We start from the raw sequence: 16,634 nt of genomic DNA, 5'->3' as shown, positions 1-16,634 counted from the left end.
GTTTCCGGAGCATTCGCGGGGCCATAGAACACTTGTTCAATGTACCGACCTGGCTTTTCTCCACGACAAGTTGAGGCATTATTGCGCGTGGAGCTTAACAGGGGCTTGTCAGTGAGAATCTGGCAAGGACAAAATTCTCAATAGCGAAACATCTCCGCAAGAATTCGTTCGTCCCATCCGTGATCGGAATCGAACATCATCAAGCCCTCAACCTCGCTGTCCTCGTGAACCGTGACCTTTGCGACATTTCTGATCTCGGTGTGATCGGCTGCGGCGCTGACTGGGCGTTTCAACGGATCAAGGACTTCAATGTCGACTTTTGCCCGGTTCGGCAGGAGCGCACCGCGCCAGCGGCGGGGGCGAAATGCGCTGATCGGGGTCAGGGCAAGAAGCGACGCCGAAATCGGAAGGATGGGTCCGTGCGCAGAAAGATTGTAGGCGGTGCTACCCGCTGGCGTGGCCACAAGACAGCCGTCACAGATCAATTCTTCCAGGCGGACACGGTCGTCGACCGAAATCTTCAGGCGAGCAGCCTGGGATGTCTGCCGTATGAGGGAAACCTCGTTGATCGCTCGGGCGACGTGGCTGTAGCCGGCATGATCGACCACTTCCATGCGCAATGGATGGATCGTGGTGATGTCGGCGCTTTGAAGACGTTCGCGAAGGTCCTCTTCACGGTATTCGTTCATCAGGAAACCGACTGACCCTCGGTTCATGCCGTAAATCGGTTTTCCCGTTCCCATGAAGGCGTGGAGCGTTTGCAACATCAATCCGTCGCCGCCGAGCGCAACGAGGACGTCAGCTTCTTTGGCGCGGGCATTGCCATATCGGGCTGAAAGCCTCTGCAGGGCTTCTTGCGCCTCTTCCGTTTCACTGGCCAGAAAAGCGAGCTTGTCGCATTTTATCGCTCTTTTTTCTTCTGCCTCGTGCTGGCTCATTGCATTCCTCGATTGGTGGACCCGAACAGATGTTCAGAGGTCTCTCAGCGGCTAATAAACAGCAGGAAGCCCTTGAACGCCAACGCCGATTTTATTCAATGCGGTGTCGCAGCCAAATTTTGCGGGAAGCGGCCCTTCAGGTGCTAAAAAATATCGGCCGCACGGGCATCAACTGCCACGTTCAGGAAACTTTGTATCAGCCGCAGCTCGCGTTTGTCTGCGGATAGGGCGATGCAGTCCCGGTATTGCTCAGGCATCTCCGCGATTGGGACCGCGACGAGTTTTTCCGACGGGTAGAGACTGTTTTCCAGCAAGATGCCAAGTCCGAGGCCATGAAGGATGGCTTCCTTGACCATCGGAAATGTCGTCGTCTTGATTATTCGAGGGAACTCAAAGCCGAATTCACTGATCTTGGCGCGGACCACTTTCTGGGTAAGTGATCCGTCTTCCGGGAGGATCAAGGTGCCTGTCTGAAGGTCGGCTAGTGAAAGACTTTTTCTCCCGGCAAGAGGGTGATCCGCACGCATGTGCGCCATATAGGTCGTCCGGCGAAGTTCCTGAGTGAAAAGCGCGCCGCTTTCCTCGGGTTCTGTGACAATTGCTATGTCAACATGGCGGTCAGCAACTAGCCCCATGGCAGTGGTCCAGTTGTAAAGCGTGAAGTCGATCTGCACCTTTGGGAACAGTTCTCCGTAGCGCGAAATGATCGGCATCGCCGGGCGTGGCGCATTGGCGATGATACGGATGTGACCATCAGTCAGTGCGCTGTAATCATTCACTTTCTCGGTCACGAGCTGATCAAGTGTAGCCAGTCGGTCGGTGATGCGAAAAAGCTCGTTTCCTGCACGGGTCATCTCAAGACCATCGCGTCTGCGCACAAAGAGCTGCGTTCCCATGCGCTTTTCCAGGTTGGCGACGTGCTGGGTGATTGAGGATTGGGTGACCGACAGAACATGTGCTGCGCCGGAAAAACTCCTTTCCCGAGCAACATAGGTGAAGGCTTTGATCTGATAGGGACTTGGACGGTTGTTCATGACAGTTCCATGTTGAACTTCATGAGAAACTCTATCCGCCATTAGCGACGCTAATATTACGTCACAGGCAATTCAATTGAGCTGCATATGGTGCTGCCCGAAAGCAAAGGGAATAGCGTCATGTCTGCGATCAAATTGCGCTCTATCGGCAAGTCTTATGGCACGACCTCGGTTCTTAAGGGGATCGATCTCGACATTCGTTCGGGAGAATTTCTGACACTTGTCGGTCCTTCGGGGTGCGGAAAGTCGACGCTCTTGAGGATCCTTGCGGGTCTTGAGGTGCCGAGCTCCGGTGACGTCGAGATCGGAGGCAAGCCTGTCACTGATGTCCGTCCAGCGAACCGGAATCTGGCGATGGTGTTTCAGTCCTATGCGCTTTACCCGCATCTGACGATCGCTCAGAACATGATGACGCCTCTTCGTCTGCGTGATCTGTCGACAGCTGAGCGCTTGCCTTTTGTGGGCCCCATGCTGGGCCGAGCGAAACATCAAAAGATGCTGCAGCAGGTGCAGGAGACAGCCAAGGTGTTGCGCATCGAGGCATTGCTCGACAGAAAACCAGGCCAGTTGTCCGGGGGGCAGCGACAGCGTGCCGCTCTCGGCCGTGCGATGGTTCGCAAGTCGGTCGCGTTTCTCATGGATGAGCCGCTGTCAAACCTGGATGCGGCGTTGCGCATTCACATGCGCTCTGAGCTTGCGGAGCTCCATCGCTCCCTGCAAGCCACCTTCGTTTATGTGACCCACGATCAGGCCGAGGCGCTGACCATGTCTGACCGCATGGCCGTGATGATGGATGGTGACATCTTGCAGCTAGGCGCTCCGGATGAGGTTTACAACGATCCGCAGGACATTCGTGTTGCCGAGTTCGTTGGTGCGCCAAAAATCAATCTGCTCGCTGGAAGTCTGGACAGTGATGGCCACGCGCGCTGTGGCGATGTCGTCCTGTCACGGGTGACTGCGGCACAATCCTCCGAAAAGGTGAGCATTGGTTTGCGGCCCGAGCATCTGGCGCTTTGTGCTGCGAATCAACCTGGATGTTTGTCCGGCCGCGTCGTTCACAAGGAAAACCTTGGCGCAGACATCTACTTGCACGTGGCCGTTGATGACGGGCTTCATCGTATGGTGGTTCGGACCGCGCCGCAGGAGGGTGTCTCCGTTTCGCTCGGATCGGATATTTCTTTCCATCGCCTGCATGGCCAGGCCATGGTCTTCGGCGCAGATGGGAAACGTATTCAGCTTGCCGACGCTATGTCCACCCAGGTGCCGGAGGTCGCGTGATGCCCCGCTCCAACGCGCATATGTGGTTTGTCGGGCCGGCTCTTGTCTTGATGTTCGTCATTCTGCTGCTGCCGATCTGCATGGCCGGGGTCTTGAGCCTGACGGACTACAGCCTTGGCAACTCCGGTGCTTCCTGGGTCGGGCTGGACAACTACGAGAAGATCTTCACACGGTCGACTTACGCCAAGATGTTCGGAGCGACGTTCCGATATGTCTTTGTGGTGGTGCCTCTGTCGGTCGGGCTCGGACTTGGCGCTGCTTTGCTCATTCATTCCACCAAGCGCTTTGGTGATCTCTACAAGACCATCTATTTCCTTCCGGTCATGGCCGCTCTTATTGCGATGGCGATCGTCTGGGAGTTCGCGCTTCATCCAACCATCGGTCTGGTCAATTCCACATTGGAGCAGGGCTGCGGAACGTTTCTGGAAAGTTGGGGCTGGTTCGCGCAAGGATGCGAGCGCGGCTTCCCGCTTTGGCTGACGGACCGCAAATATGCGATCTGGGTCGTCTCCTTCATCGGGGTATGGCAGGGCTTCGGCTTCAATATGGTGCTCTACCTTGCCGGCCTGACATCGGTGCCGCGCGAACTCTATCAGGCTGCCGAAATGGACGGTGCGAAATCCGGTTGGGACCGGTTCCGTCTCGTCACCTGGCCCATGCTTGGTCCGACGACGGTCTTCGTCGTGACGATCTCCTTCATCCGCTCGTTTCAGGTCTTCGACACGGTCGAGGCTTTTTATCCGCAGGGCGGCGGGCCGTCGAAGTCCGTCTACGTGATGATGTTCGCCATCTACGAAAAGGCCATCCAACAAAACCTCATGGGCATTGGCGCAGCCATAACGGTCGTCTTCCTCGCCTTCGTCATGATCCTCACCATCATCCAGAGATGGCTGGTGGAAAGAAAGGTTCACTACACATGACCGATTTTTCGATGACCTCTTCAGGTTTGTCCGGTCGCTTGACTTTCCGCTTCTCTGCGACAGAAACACTGAAACACGTGGTTCTGATCCTGGGCGCGATCATCGTTCTGATGCCGTTTTACGTCATGGTGAGCTACAGCCTGAAGAGCCCGGCTGAGATCATGCAGAACACCGGCGGTTTTTTTGGGCTTCAGGAGGCTTTCCGCGACGACTACTGCATCAAGCTCGGCAATGCCGCGGCCGACTGCATGGTGACGCCTGCTATCTACAACTACACGACTGCCTTCGCGAAAGCGCCGTTGCTGCGCTACCTGCTGAACGGTGTCGTGATCACCGCGTCCATCTTCTTCATTCAGGTGCTGGTCGCGCTCCCGTGTGCCTATGCGCTTGCCAAGCTGCGTTTTTGGGGCAGGGAGGCCGTGTTCGGGCTGGTGCTTTTTTGCCTCTTGATCCCTGTCCATGCCATTGCGCTGCCGCTTTACATCATGCTGGCCAAGCTTGGGCTCACCAACACCTATGCGGCTCTCGTAGTGCCCTGGAGCATTTCCGTTTTCGGCATTTTCCTGATGCGCCAGTTTTTCATGACGGTTCCGGACGATCTGATCGACGCTGCGCGGATGGACGGCATGAGCGAGTTTTCGATCATCTGGAATGTCATGCTGCCGACGGCGGTTCCAGCGCTCCTGGCCTTCGCCATCTTCTCGGTGGTGGCCCACTGGAATGACTACTTCTGGCCGCGCATCGTCATCACAGGCAACCGCGACCTGTTCACACCACCACTTGGATTGCGGGAGTTCAAGGGGGATGCCGACGGAGACAACTTTGGTCCGATGATGGCGACAGCGACGATCATCGTGACACCACTCATCGTTGCCTTCCTGATTGCGCAACGGCGCTTCATTGAAGGCATCACATTGAGCGGGATGAAGTGAGCGAGAGAGAATTCGGGGCCGCCGCGTGGCAGCCCCGCTACCGAAATCCCGAATGGGATCAACCGGGAACGGGCGAGTTTGGCGACCTGACCGCTCCCACGGCAATACCACGGAGAGTTCCATGAAAAAGTGCCTGACTGCAATAGCGTTTCTTTTGGCCGCCGGCACGGCAAATGCAGAAGAAAAGATCACAATCGAATTCGCTTACCCGTACAGCCATCTTTTCGATGTCACCTACGAAAAGATCATGCCGCTTTTCAACGAAAAGTATCCGAACATCGAAGTGAAGATGCGTGCGGCTTATGAGTCCTACGAAGACGCTTCCAACACAATCCTGCGTGAAGCTGTTGCTGGTGAACTGCCAGATGTCACGATGCAGGGCCTGAACCGTCAGGCAATCCTGGTCGAGAAAGGCATCGCCAAGTCGCTCGAGCCCTTCATCGTTCGCGAAGAAGACTTCGCCAAGGACGGTTACCACGATGCGATGCTGAAGCTCGGTACGTTCAACAACGAAGTTCACGGTCTGCCATTCTCTGTTTCCCTTCCTGTGGGCTATTACAACATGGACGTGATGGCCAAGGCCGGCATCACTTCTGCCGATCAGCTACCGAAGACCTGGGACGAAGTCGTCGCAACTTGCGGCAAGCTGCGTGAAGCTGGCGTCAAGAACCCGATGTTCTGGGGCTGGAACATCACCGGGAACTGGTTTCTTCAGGCGCTGATGTGGTCCCAGGACAAGCCGACCATGGAAGGCAACGAGTTCCAGCTGGCTTCCGATGAAGGTCTGACGGCTCTGAACACCATGAAATCCATCTTCCGCGGCTGTGAAATGCAGAACATTGAGTGGAAGGCTGCACTTGCATCTTTCTCTGCTGGTGAAATCGGCATGATGTTCTGGTCGACGTCCGCTCTGGGGGCCGTTGAGCGTTCAAAGGGGGACTTCGAACTGAAGACCAACGAATTCCCGGGCCTTGAAGCGACTGGTCCGAAGGGCCTGCCGGCTGGCGGCAACGCCGCTATGCTCGTTTCCACATCAGACGACCCGAAGGAACTGGACGCTGCCTGGAAATGGCTGAAGTTCATCACATCCGGTCAGGGTGCTGCTGAAGTTGCCCGCACCACAGGCTACATGCCGCCGAACAAGGCTGCCAACGAAGTGATCCTTGCCGATTTCTACAAGGAAAACCCGAACAAGGAGACAGCTGTTCGTCAGCTGCCGCTTCTGCGTGACTGGCAGGCCTACCCGGGCGACAACGGTCTGGCTGCAACCCAGGTCATCTATGACGGTCTGGAAGGCATCGTTACAGGTGAATACGACGACATGAATGAACTTCAGGAGCAGATCTCCGAAGAAGTTCAGGACCTGCTGCCTTCCGGCAACTAAGTCTGTCCGAGTTGAGTGCCGTCCGGTTTTCCGGGCGGCGTTTTCTTAAAAAAATAAATAATAGGACTGGCCTCATGAAGCTCGTTCAAATGACCGACATCCACCTTACGGCGCCCGGAAAGACAATCTCAAGCCGAGAGCCGACCGAGAACTTCAAGAAGGCGCTCGGGCACGCACTGGACAATCATTCGGATGCCGACGCGCTGGTGATCACCGGTGATCTATCCGACTGGGGCGATCTTGAAGACTACCAGCGTCTGAAAGACATCCTGTCCAGCGTGCCGATGCCGGTCCACCTGTGCATTGGCAACCACGATGAGCGTGAGACGTTTCTTTCGGTGTTTCCAGATCTGGCCGACGAGAATGGTTTCGTTCAGTCAGTCTTTGATTTACCACAGGGCGTGGGGATCACATTGGACACGTGGGGCCCGGAAAGCCACGCAGGTCATTTTTGTAAAAAACGCTTTTCCTGGCTGGATGAGAAATTAGCCGCAACCGGAGGAAAGATCTGGATTTTCATGCATCACAATCCGGTTCCAATCGGCATTGCTCCGATGGACAAGATCATGCTGCAGGATGCAGAGGCTTTCGCTGCGGTCATTGCTCGGCACGCTGAAAAGATCGCGCATATCTTCCACGGTCATTGCCATTTGCCACTGTCCGGATCTCTGCACGGCGTTCCGTTCAGTGCGCCGCGCGGGACGAATCATGCCGGATGGCCCGACTTCAAGGCCGAACGCTCTCTCAGCAGTTCGGATCTGCCAGAGGCGTATGCGGTGGTCCTTGCCAATGAGACGAGCACCATGGTGCATATGGTCGAATATGGCTATGCAGGGGACATCCGCAGCGAAGGGTCACCAGACTATGCAGATTGGGACCGGCTCACGATGATCCGATAAGGCTGCCGCCAAGATCAGGGAGCGCCTGCACAACATCGGGCACTCCTAGCTGAGCGGTTGTGTGGGCTGCCGGGTAAAGCCGGAGATGTCCGAGGTCTCTTCCAGATCCCTTTCGATCTCGACAGGACTTGCAGCAAATGCGCAGATCAGGCGCGCGACGGACTCAAGCGCATCGTAGTGAATGCGTTCGTAGCCGTGCGAAGCGTCGACGCCGAAAGTGATCAGCGCGGTTCGGACATCTGCTCCGGCCTCCAGCGCACTGGCGGAGTCTGAACGATAGTGACGAAAGACATCCTTTTGATAGTCAATGTCATTTTCGATGCAGAGGTGTTTCAGCTTCTTCGTCAAATGATAGTCGAAAGGGCCTGTCTGATCGGCCATCGAGATGGTGACGCCAAACTCGCTGGAGCTTTGGCCTGGGGCTGTTGTGCCGTTGTCGATGGTCAGCATGGAAGCGACCTCCGGCGTTAGGATCGACGCGGCTCCCACACCGACCTCCTCGGCGATGGTGAAGAGCCAATGGACTTCGACCGGAGGCTGGAGGTCGGATTGCCTGATCGCCTTGAGTGCGGCAAGCGTGGTCGCGACACCGGCCTTGTCGTCGAGGTGCCGCGACACGATGAAGCCATTTTCGAGAAACTCGGGCTGGGGATCAATTGCGACGATATCACCGACTTCGATGCCCAACCCGGCCGTTTCATCTAATGACGTCGTGATGTCATCGATCCTCAGCTCAACGTGTTCCCAGCCGACAGGCTGCGTGTCGATTTCCTCGTTGAACGTATGGCCCGAGGCCTTCAGCGGCAGGATCGTGCCGCGAGATGGCCCGGATTCCGAGAAAATCGTTGCTCTGGCGCCCTCTGCAAAGCGGGCTGACCAATGGCCGATAGGAGCCAGCGACAGCCTTCCGTTTGCTTTGAGCTGGCGAACTTGTGCGCCAAGCGTGTCGAGATGGGAGACGATCGCCCTGGCACCACGTACTTCGGGGGCAGGCAGTACAGCCCTTATGGCACCGCGCCGCGTTAGTTCGACTGACAGGCCGAGCTTGACGAGTTCGGCAGAGACGAACCGGACGATGGTGTCGGTGAAGCCTGTTGGGCTTGGAATTTCAAGCAGCTTCTCAAGCGTCTGGACCAGGTATTGCCGGTCGATCGGAAGGGGCTTGTCCTTGGATGGTGTCACTGTCTTGCCACTCTGGTCTCGTGGGCTCACAGGGAAGGGCGGGCAGACCGTGCCGCGGTGAGCGGAAACAGCAGGTCTATGAACCGCTCGGCGGTCGGGTGGGGTTCATGATTGGCGAGACCGGGGCGTTCGTTGGCCTCGATAAACCAGTAATGGGGCTGATCCGGTGCCTTGATCATGAAGTCGATGCCGGCAACCGGGATGTCGATCGCCCTCGTCAGCCGAACGGCATCTTCCACGAGCTTGGCGTGGACGATGTCGGTGACGTCATGAATCGTACCTCCTGTATGAAGGTTTGCCGTTCGCCTCACCCTCAAGGTGTCCGCCTGGGGCAGGACGTCATCCAGAGAACAGCCTTGCGAGGCAATGGTGCGTTTGGTCTCCGCATCGAAGGGAATGCAGGATTCACCTCCCGTGGCCGAGGCGCGTCGCCGGCTTTGCGATGCGATCAGGTGCCGGACCGTGTCGCGGCCGTTGCCCACGACCTCTGGAGGTTGCCGGACCGCAGCGGCGACCAGCTGATGATTTATGATCACCAGACGAAGGTCGGTGCCATCGATGCATTCTTCCATGATCACCTTTGAAGAGACCGCACGTGCCTCCTTGGTGGCGCTTATCACTTCGCCCAGAGAGGTCAGGCCTACGGACACACCGCGCCCCTGTTCTCCGCTTGTCGGTTTGATCACCACCTTGCCGTGTTCGGCGATGAAACGTTCCAGCTCGGGTCCAGGGGCATCTGCATTCATCTGGGCGGGAACCGATACCCCCGCCGCTTCGGCGACACGGCGAGTTGCGCCCTTGTCGTCGCACAGGGACAGGGCAACCGCACTCGTCAGCTCTGAGAGGCTCTCACGGCATCGAACGCTTCGTGCGCCGTGGATGAGCGTGAAATATCCACGTTCCGGATCTGAAAGCTCGACATGTATGCCTCTGAGACGGGCTTCCTTCACGATGATTGCGGCATAGGGGTTCAGCTCGTCGTCCGTTGTAGGGCCGACAAAGAGCTTCTCGTTGATGGTGTTCTTGCGCTTCACCGCAAAGAAGGGGACGCGTTCGAAGCCGAGTTTCTCATAGAGGGCGATGGCTTCTTCATTGTCATGAAGAACCGAGAGATCCATGTAGGCGCGGCCGCGGGTGGTGAAATATTCTGCCAGGTGGCCAACGAGGCTGCGTCCCACACCTGAATGGCGGGCCTGCGGGTCGACTGCTAGGCACCACAGGGACGAACCGTTTTCAGGGTCATCAACCGCTTTGGCATGATCAATGGCGGTCGCCGTGCCGATGATCTCGCCGGTCTCCTTGTCTTCTGCAACAAAGTAGCTGATCGAGCGTGCATCACGCTGTTCCCAGAAGAACTCGGGCTCGATCTTGACCATGCCGCGCGCTGAATAGAGGCGATTGATGGCGTCCGCATCATCAATGGACGTCAACCGGCGGATGAAGAACCCCTTCGGCTGATGCCGGGAGGCTCGGAACGTTGACAGCTGCAGGCGGTAGGTATGGGAAGGGTCGAGAAAGACTTCTCCCGGTGCCTGGCCAAGCAGCACCTGGGGATCGCGCACGTAGACGGCGATGTCGCGTTGTTCGTCGTGTTCCTCCCGCAGGCAATCGAGAAGCTCCGCCGGTGAATTGAACCCTTGTGCAAACAACAGGCGACCCCAGCCGCAGTCGATCACATTGCGGCTCGTGCCTTCGTCCTGGGCTTCCTCGCCAACCGTGATAGGCGGTTTCAGCCCGTTGTCCCGCATCTTCCGCAACCGATGGGCATAGGCGCCGTCACGGTCGCGAGCGTGTTCGCGGTGTCCGCCTTGAGATGTGGTCTTGCTCTTGCGTGTCGTCGACATGATCTTCCCCTAGATGCCCTGCGCCTGAAGCCACATTTCCAGCAACGCGGCCTGCCAAAGCTCGGAGCCGCGCAGAGGGGTGATGTGCGCGATCGGATCTGCGAAGAGGCGGTCCAGATACGCTTCTTGAAAGAGCCCGCGTTCCCGGGCCTTCTGACTGGTGAGTGCGCCGCGCACCAGATCCAGGTAAGGACCTTCGATGTACTTGAGCTGCGGAACGGGAAAGTAGCCCTTCTTGCGGTCGATCACCTCGTGGGGAACAACGAGCCGGGCCGCTTCTTTCAGGACGCCTTTGCCGCCCTGGGCCAACTTGTGTTCACCAGGGATCCGGGCTGCCAATTCCACAAGCTCATGATCCAGAAACGGCACGCGCGCCTCTAGGCCCCAGGCCATGGTCATGTTGTCGACCCGCTTGACCGGATCGTCGGCGAGCATGATCTGAGTGTCGAGCCTCAGCGCCTTGTCGAGCGGATCCGACGCGCCGGGTATGCGGAAATGGTCGTCGATAAATTGCCGACTGACATCTTCGCCGGCGATCCAGTCAGGATTGAGCTGGGTTTTGAGGACTTCATGCGATCTGTCGAAAAAGACGCTGGCGTAGTCAGTTGTCAGGTCCTTCGATGTGGTGAGGGGGGGATACCAGTGATACCCGCCGAAGATCTCGTCTGCCCCCTGGCCTGACTGCACCACATGGAGGTGTTTCGAGACTTCTCTGCTCAACAGGTAAAAGCCGATATTGTCATAGGACACCATCGGTTCCGACATGGCGGCGATGGTGTCGGGCAGGGCGCCCATCAGATCGGAAGACGGGACAAAGATCTTCTCGTGATTGGTGTCATACGTCTTGGCGATGAGGTCCGAATAGAAAAATTCATCTCCCTTTTCGCCGTTCGCTTCTTCGAAGCCGATCGAGAAGGTGCTGAGATTTTGCTGACCGCTTTCGGCCAGAAGACCGGTGATAATGCTCGAATCCACTCCGCCAGAAAGCAGGACGCCGACTGGAACGTCCGCCACCATGCGCCGTTTCACTGCGGTTCTCAGACTGGAGAGCACTTCGTCACGCCAGTCATCGGCGGTCTTTTTCAGATCGTCGGAACTGCGCTGATAGGACGGCGCCCAGTAACACGTGTCCCTGGTTTCGCCGGTAGGGGAGATCACCCTGACAGTTGCGGCAGGGAGCTTGCGCACGCCATTCAGGATGGTCCTTGGAGCCGGGACGACTGCATGGAAGGTCATGTAATGGTGAAGGGCTGTCCGGTCGATGGACGTATCGATGCCACCGGCGGACACAAGCGCTGGCAGGGTCGAGGCAAATCGGAACCCGCCGGAAATTTCGGCGATATAGAGTGGCTTGATCCCGAGCCGGTCGCGGCCGAGGATGATTTCATTGCTGCGCTGATCGAAAATGGCGAATGCGAACATGCCATTGAGCTTTTCGACAAAGCCCTGTCCCCAGGCGTGGAACGCCTTCAGAATCACTTCCGTGTCGCCGTTGGAGAAAAACCGGTAGCCCTTTGCGGAGAGATCGTCCCGCAATTCCTTGTAGTTGTAGATGCAGCCATTGAAGACGATGGTCAGGCCGAGGTCTGAATCTACCATTGGCTGCGCAGAAAGTTCCGAGGTGTCGATGATTCTCAGGCGCCGGTGCCCAAAGGCAATTCGCCCGCGGGAATGAACCCCGGTTCCATCTGGTCCGCGTGTCTCCAGAGACCTGGTCATTCGAGCGACAGCAACGTCGTCGGCAAAGCTTCCGTCCGTGCGAATTTCGCCGGCTATCCCACACATTTGATCATCTACCTCATTGGTCTTCGAACGAAGAGTGGCGGCCCGCTGGAGCGGGCCGCCTGTTCAGTCCTGATGGCCTGATTAAGATCCAAGCAGCATGTTTTCGCGCTGCTGCTTGTAGGTTGCGGCGTCATAGGTCGCCGCGTTCTCAAGCTCTTCCTTGGTGAACGGTGTGGCGACAAACAGGTCACCGTCATCGTTCTGGTAAATCTTCAGGTCTTCGAAACCCACGGCGACAGGCTTTTCGCCCATGCCCAGGAAGCCACCGATGTCCAGAACTGCGGCGTCAATCTGGCCGTCCGTCTTGACCAAGGCCTCGCTGACTTCGCCGATTTCTTCATAGCCGGCGTTGTAGACGCTCGCGCCGATCAGGTTGTCCGTGGTCACAGCAGCGTTTTGGACCGGCGTTTTGCCGTCCATCCAGCGCTCTTCCATGGTGATCGTGTCGGCAGCGCCATTCATGCTGTCTGCCGCTTCGTTGCGAACGGTTTTGTAGGTGTCCTTCGTGGCGCCGGCGACCTTGTCCATCTCGTCACGGACAGAGCCGGAGTTGGCCCAGCCGGGGACGTGGTCAGGACGCTCATACTGGCTTGCGCCGTCGAGCTCTTCCTTGGTGACGTCAGAGGTCACGCGGATTTCGTCGTCTTCGTTCGCGGACATGCTCAGGCGGTTGAAGTCGATCGCGACGTCCTTTTCGCCGATGCCGAGGAATCCGCCGACACCGACGATGACAGCCTGGGTCTCACCGTTTTCACCGATCACGATGTCATTGATGTCACCCACGGTATCAGCGTCGTCAGCAGACGAGGTGTAGATGTATTTGCCGATGAGGTTGGATGCCAGATAACCCTGGGAAGGACCTTCAGACAAAGTGTCGAAATCGAAAAGATAGACGTTGTCGTCACGCATTTCGCTCTGGACCTGTGTCTCCTTGGGGAGCGGCTTGGTCTCGGCCATTACGTTGGTCGACAGAACCGTTGCGAGGGCTGTGGTTGCAAGAATAGTGCGAAGCATGGTGTGTTCTCCCATTTGTGTTTGAACTTTGATGACACGCTGTCTTGCGTCGTCGGGGAGTAAATGATCTAGCTCGTTCAAGGTTCCGACTTATTTTTTCTAATTTTTATTCGACGAATACATGACGAGAAAAAGCTCCCGAGCGTTGCCCGGGAGCTGGTTTGATCAGAGCTGAGGTCGAGTGACGGTCGAACTTAGTCTGCGTCTCAAGCGACGGAGGTGGTGCCTCCGCGAGGTCCTGCAAACAACCAAACGATGAATCCGACAACCGGGAAGATTAGAATGCCGAGGACCCAAAGTATTTTAGCGCCGGTTGATGCTGAACTCGAGAGTGTCTTGATGACTGCATAAATATCGGCGATCAGAATAATTAGACCAAGAATACCATATTCCATTTTTATTCTCCTGCTCAGGTGTTGTGATTGATCAACGACCTTCGTCATGAAAGGTTCCTGCCAACGCGGGAGATTTTTTGTTTTCCTCGCCTGGTGGTTTGTTTTCCCGGCAGAACGCCCCAGATCAAACGCGATGCATCGGTGTGATCGTGTTCTGACAATTGCATTCTCATCGAGTTGTCACGGAACCGGATTCTTGATCGCGCATTTGCTTTACTCCGACAGAGAAAAGGAGCGAATGCCATGAATGATGCCAAGAACAGTGATCGCAAGGGTGAGCGTCAGGCCCAGCTTGAGGAACCTTTGACCGTGGCCGAAGATGTTGCTCTCGAAGGCGGGCGATCAGGTGGCAATCTTAACCGGGATATCGGCACACGTGATCATTTGAAGCGAGCCTTTGAACGCCCGGCAGGACATACGCGCGTTAAGAAAAGCGACGAGGTCGATCAATAATTCCTGACATTCAACTGGAACGATCAAGCTGTTCGTTCGTTGTTTTATTGTGATTTTTGAAATCTACAGACAGGAGTTGGTAAAATGTTGAGTTGGGCAATTCTATTCTTGGTCGTTGCCATTGTCGCGGCCGTTCTTGGTTTCGGTGGTATCGCTGGTACTGCCGTTTCGATCGCCAAACTGATCTTCGTGGTCGCGCTTGTTCTGTTTGCGATCTCCGCGCTTGTACATCTGCTGCGCGGCCGGGCTTGATCCGAGCCAAAATCTCAAAAAAAGACCCGCAGCCTGCGCTGCGGGTTTTTTTATGGGCGGATGCCATTGGTGGAGGAATAGGGCTCAGGGTCAAACCTGCGCGAGCTTACTTTTGGCTGACGACAATGCCCTGGCGATCTCCTCGCGGTCCGCGTGACTGACAAGTTTTTGACGGGCGTCGCTGGCGATGCGGCGGACATGTTTTTGGAGGATCGACTTGTGGCGGGGCAGGCAGATGAGCGCCATGCGGCCGAGTGCCTGGATCAATCGCTCGCTCACAAGAACATTGCCGCAGGACGCTTGACGCAATGGATTTAGAGCCGCGTCGAGAATGTCCGACACCGACAGGATGCTGAGCCAGACACGCGGGGTGTCCTCCTGATCGCGAATGATCGCCGTGGGTGCTCCACGCTGTACGATACGACCAAGCGATGCGGAGAGATGATCGATGGCACTGATCGCGGTGTAAGCGTCGTTGATGCCCGGTGACAGTGCACGCAAAGCGATCTCGACGTTGAGATGGATCGAGAACTGAATGTCGCCCTCGGGCGCGCGGGCGTAACTTGTCTCAAATACCGTGCGCAGGGTCTCCTGATTGATCTCCCGGGCGCCCTGGTAGAGGCGCAGGACCGCCATGCCCTCTATGACGTAACTTCCCGGCTGGACAAGAACCTCAATAAAGCCATCGCTCTCTTCTGCCAGTTCCATCAAACGCTTGCCATTGATGGCGGTGACATAGCCGCTGGCGCTGGAGGTGACCTCGGTGCCCGGCGTTTCTGGTATCACCTTTCGGTCGTCGGCGTTTTCTTCCGGCTCGGACCGCAAGAGCAGATCAATCGCGGTTCTGAGAGATTTCTGGGTTCGGCCGATCTCATTGTCGACCATGATCCGCCGTGACACGTCATTGACGAAATAAACCAGCCAGAAAAAGCTGGCCACGGCGAGAATGATCGCGAGGGCCACAGAAATGTGCGGAACGGTTTCTTCGCCGACCACGTAGAGGACGATCAGGGCGTAGAGAAATGTCGCGCCCAGCAGTCCGATGGTGATCTGGTTGACGCGGTTGTTGGCAAAGGTCTCGAGCAGTCGCGGCCCGATGTTGCCAGCCGCCAGAGTGAAAACAACGAGCGTCAGTGAATAGACCAGGCTGATCACTGACATCATTGCGCCCGCAATTGTGGACAGAACGGATCTTGCGCCGTCCGTGCTGATATCAAGGAAAGACCATAGAGCTGTCCCGGGTTCGATGACACCCGATCGGTCCGCCCAGATGGCGATCAATGCCATCATCGCGCCGGAGAGTGCCAGCAAAACCGGGATGAAGAGAAAACCGCGAAAGAGTTTTTGAAGGAACTGGACAGAACCGTTCTCATGATAGCTCGCAGTCATCAAATTTCCTCTCGGACCTGAGCATAGGCCAGGATCGCAAACAGGGCGCTGCCGCCGACAATGTTGCCGGCGAGCGTCGGGACAAGAAACCCGAAGACCGCCTGAGACCAGCTGATCGCACCCTCGAAGGCAAGCATGAAAGCTTCCACGGATCCGGCAATGACATGGGTGAGGTCGCAAAGCGCGATGAGATAGGTCAGGACCACGATCACTCCGACAGGATTGGCCTCCGCGCTGGGCAGGAGCCAGACGAGGGTCGCGATGATCCATCCTGCGATGATGCCGCGCCAGAACATGTCGGGAGACGGTATCTCCATCATGTGATGGGCGATCTCTCGAAAAGCTTCTTGGGCAGAATCAGGGAAGAAGACGCCCGTGGACAGGCCGTATGCGAAGATCAGGGTTCCCGTCATATTGGCAAGGAATACGATGCTCCACAGCCGGACAGTGCGTTTGAAGGTGAGAAGCTTGGGCGTGCCAACGACCGGCAGAACGGCCGTCAGCGTGTTTTCCGTAAAGAGCTGCTGGCGGGCGAGGATCACGATCAGGAAGCCAACGCTGTAGCCGAGGTTTTCGATCAGCGGACGCCAGGAAGCATCAGGCAGGTAGCTGTGCAGCAGGCCTTCGGCGACGATGGAAAAGCCAATGGAAAGACCTGCGGCGAGGCCTGACCACCAGAGGCGTACGGGATCTCGCGCCAGTTCTTCCTCGCCCTCCTGGCGGATGATCTCATAGACCACGGCAGCGCGGAGGCGGAGCCGATCCTCGACTTCTGCAAGGTCTTCGCGGGAGAGCCTCGTGCCTTTTTCGGCGAGTCGTTCCTCGGTGATCTCGCGGGTGTTCGTCGGATCTTTCGGGGTTCCATTTTCCCGACTTGAGTTGGTCTCGGCCATCTGCGCCCCCTTGGTATGACCCTGTCAAACGGCTGACGAAAG

General features: G+C 56.9%; 16 protein-coding genes. 7 read left to right on the top strand and 9 right to left on the bottom strand.

Annotated elements, in window-relative coordinates; translation table 11 throughout:
• Positions 1 to 137: 137 nt before the first annotated feature.
• Entirely contained in the window at positions 138 to 938 is an 801-nt protein-coding gene (locus tag ABJZ52_RS03510) for an NAD kinase (RefSeq protein WP_348189280.1), read from the bottom strand.
• A gap of 143 nt (positions 939 to 1,081) precedes the next feature.
• Positions 1,082 to 1,972 carry a LysR family transcriptional regulator gene (locus ABJZ52_RS03505; protein WP_348189278.1) on the bottom strand — a complete coding sequence of 297 codons (891 nt, stop codon included), beginning with the start codon at positions 1,970 to 1,972 and terminating at the stop codon, positions 1,082 to 1,084.
• A gap of 120 nt (positions 1,973 to 2,092) precedes the next feature.
• Between ABJZ52_RS03505 and ABJZ52_RS03500 the strand changes: the two genes are divergently transcribed.
• From ABJZ52_RS03500 to ABJZ52_RS03480, 5 genes are all read left to right on the top strand, one after another.
• A complete protein-coding gene (locus ABJZ52_RS03500; protein WP_348189276.1) occupies positions 2,093 to 3,250 on the top strand; it encodes an ABC transporter ATP-binding protein in 1,158 nt (385 codons plus the stop codon).
• Positions 3,250 to 4,170 carry a sugar ABC transporter permease gene (locus tag ABJZ52_RS03495; protein ID WP_348189274.1) on the top strand — a complete coding sequence of 307 codons (921 nt, stop codon included), beginning with the start codon at positions 3,250 to 3,252 and terminating at the stop codon, positions 4,168 to 4,170. The genes ABJZ52_RS03500 and ABJZ52_RS03495 overlap by 1 nt, the downstream gene beginning before the upstream one ends.
• Entirely contained in the window at positions 4,167 to 5,102 is a 936-nt protein-coding gene (locus ABJZ52_RS03490; protein WP_348189272.1) for a carbohydrate ABC transporter permease, read from the top strand. The genes ABJZ52_RS03495 and ABJZ52_RS03490 overlap by 4 nt, the downstream gene beginning before the upstream one ends.
• 121 nt (positions 5,103 to 5,223) lie before the next feature.
• The gene (locus ABJZ52_RS03485; RefSeq protein ID WP_348189270.1) at positions 5,224 to 6,486 is read left to right on the top strand and encodes an extracellular solute-binding protein; all 1,263 of its coding nucleotides are present in this window, start codon (positions 5,224 to 5,226) and stop codon (positions 6,484 to 6,486) included.
• A gap of 74 nt (positions 6,487 to 6,560) precedes the next feature.
• Positions 6,561 to 7,385, top strand: coding sequence for a phosphodiesterase (locus ABJZ52_RS03480; RefSeq protein ID WP_348189268.1), 825 nt, complete (start codon positions 6,561 to 6,563; stop codon positions 7,383 to 7,385).
• 45 nt (positions 7,386 to 7,430) lie between these two features.
• Here ABJZ52_RS03480 and ABJZ52_RS03475 read toward each other — a convergent pair whose 3' ends face one another.
• The 5 genes from ABJZ52_RS03475 to ABJZ52_RS03455 all read right to left on the bottom strand — a co-directional run bounded on the left by ABJZ52_RS03475 (position 7,431) and on the right by ABJZ52_RS03455 (position 13,611).
• Entirely contained in the window at positions 7,431 to 8,567 is a 1,137-nt protein-coding gene (locus ABJZ52_RS03475; RefSeq protein WP_348189266.1) for an osmoprotectant NAGGN system M42 family peptidase, read from the bottom strand.
• A 26-nt stretch (positions 8,568 to 8,593) separates the two neighbouring features.
• Complete coding sequence (gene ngg, locus ABJZ52_RS03470; protein ID WP_348189264.1) at positions 8,594 to 10,411, bottom strand: N-acetylglutaminylglutamine synthetase; 1,818 nt, start codon at positions 10,409 to 10,411, stop codon at positions 8,594 to 8,596.
• 9 nt (positions 10,412 to 10,420) lie between these two features.
• A complete protein-coding gene (locus tag ABJZ52_RS03465; protein ID WP_348189262.1) occupies positions 10,421 to 12,196 on the bottom strand; it encodes an N-acetylglutaminylglutamine amidotransferase in 1,776 nt (591 codons plus the stop codon).
• An 81-nt stretch (positions 12,197 to 12,277) separates the two neighbouring features.
• On the bottom strand, positions 12,278 to 13,210 hold the full coding sequence (locus ABJZ52_RS03460) for a PRC-barrel domain-containing protein (RefSeq protein ID WP_348189260.1): 933 nt from the start codon (positions 13,208 to 13,210) through the stop codon (positions 12,278 to 12,280).
• Between the two features lie 206 nt (positions 13,211 to 13,416).
• The gene (locus ABJZ52_RS03455) at positions 13,417 to 13,611 is read right to left on the bottom strand and encodes a PLDc N-terminal domain-containing protein (RefSeq protein ID WP_348189352.1); all 195 of its coding nucleotides are present in this window, start codon (positions 13,609 to 13,611) and stop codon (positions 13,417 to 13,419) included.
• Between the two features lie 237 nt (positions 13,612 to 13,848).
• On the opposite strand from ABJZ52_RS03455, the gene ABJZ52_RS03450 reads away from it, so the two are divergent.
• The gene (locus tag ABJZ52_RS03450) at positions 13,849 to 14,058 is read left to right on the top strand and encodes a hypothetical protein (RefSeq protein WP_348189258.1); all 210 of its coding nucleotides are present in this window, start codon (positions 13,849 to 13,851) and stop codon (positions 14,056 to 14,058) included.
• Positions 14,059 to 14,142: 84 nt separating this feature from the next.
• Entirely contained in the window at positions 14,143 to 14,310 is a 168-nt protein-coding gene (locus ABJZ52_RS03445; protein WP_192109051.1) for a DUF1328 domain-containing protein, read from the top strand.
• Positions 14,311 to 14,400: 90 nt separating this feature from the next.
• Here the strand turns inward: ABJZ52_RS03445 and ABJZ52_RS03440 are convergent, their stop codons facing one another.
• Together ABJZ52_RS03440 and ABJZ52_RS03435 are read right to left on the bottom strand one after the other, a co-directional pair.
• Positions 14,401 to 15,699, bottom strand: a complete 1,299-nt coding sequence (locus ABJZ52_RS03440) for a DUF2254 domain-containing protein (protein ID WP_348189256.1) — start codon at positions 15,697 to 15,699, stop codon at positions 14,401 to 14,403.
• Entirely contained in the window at positions 15,699 to 16,592 is an 894-nt protein-coding gene (locus ABJZ52_RS03435) for a formate/nitrite transporter family protein (RefSeq protein ID WP_348189254.1), read from the bottom strand. Before ABJZ52_RS03435 ends, ABJZ52_RS03440 begins: the two co-directional genes overlap by 1 nt.
• Positions 16,593 to 16,634 lie beyond the last annotated feature (42 nt).

Source organism: Roseibium sp. (genome assembly GCF_039982295.1).
Classification (GTDB): Bacteria; Pseudomonadota; Alphaproteobacteria; order Rhizobiales; family Stappiaceae; genus Roseibium.
The sequence above is the reverse complement of the archived record's forward strand: the minus strand, read 5'-3'. Positions and strand labels throughout refer to the sequence as shown.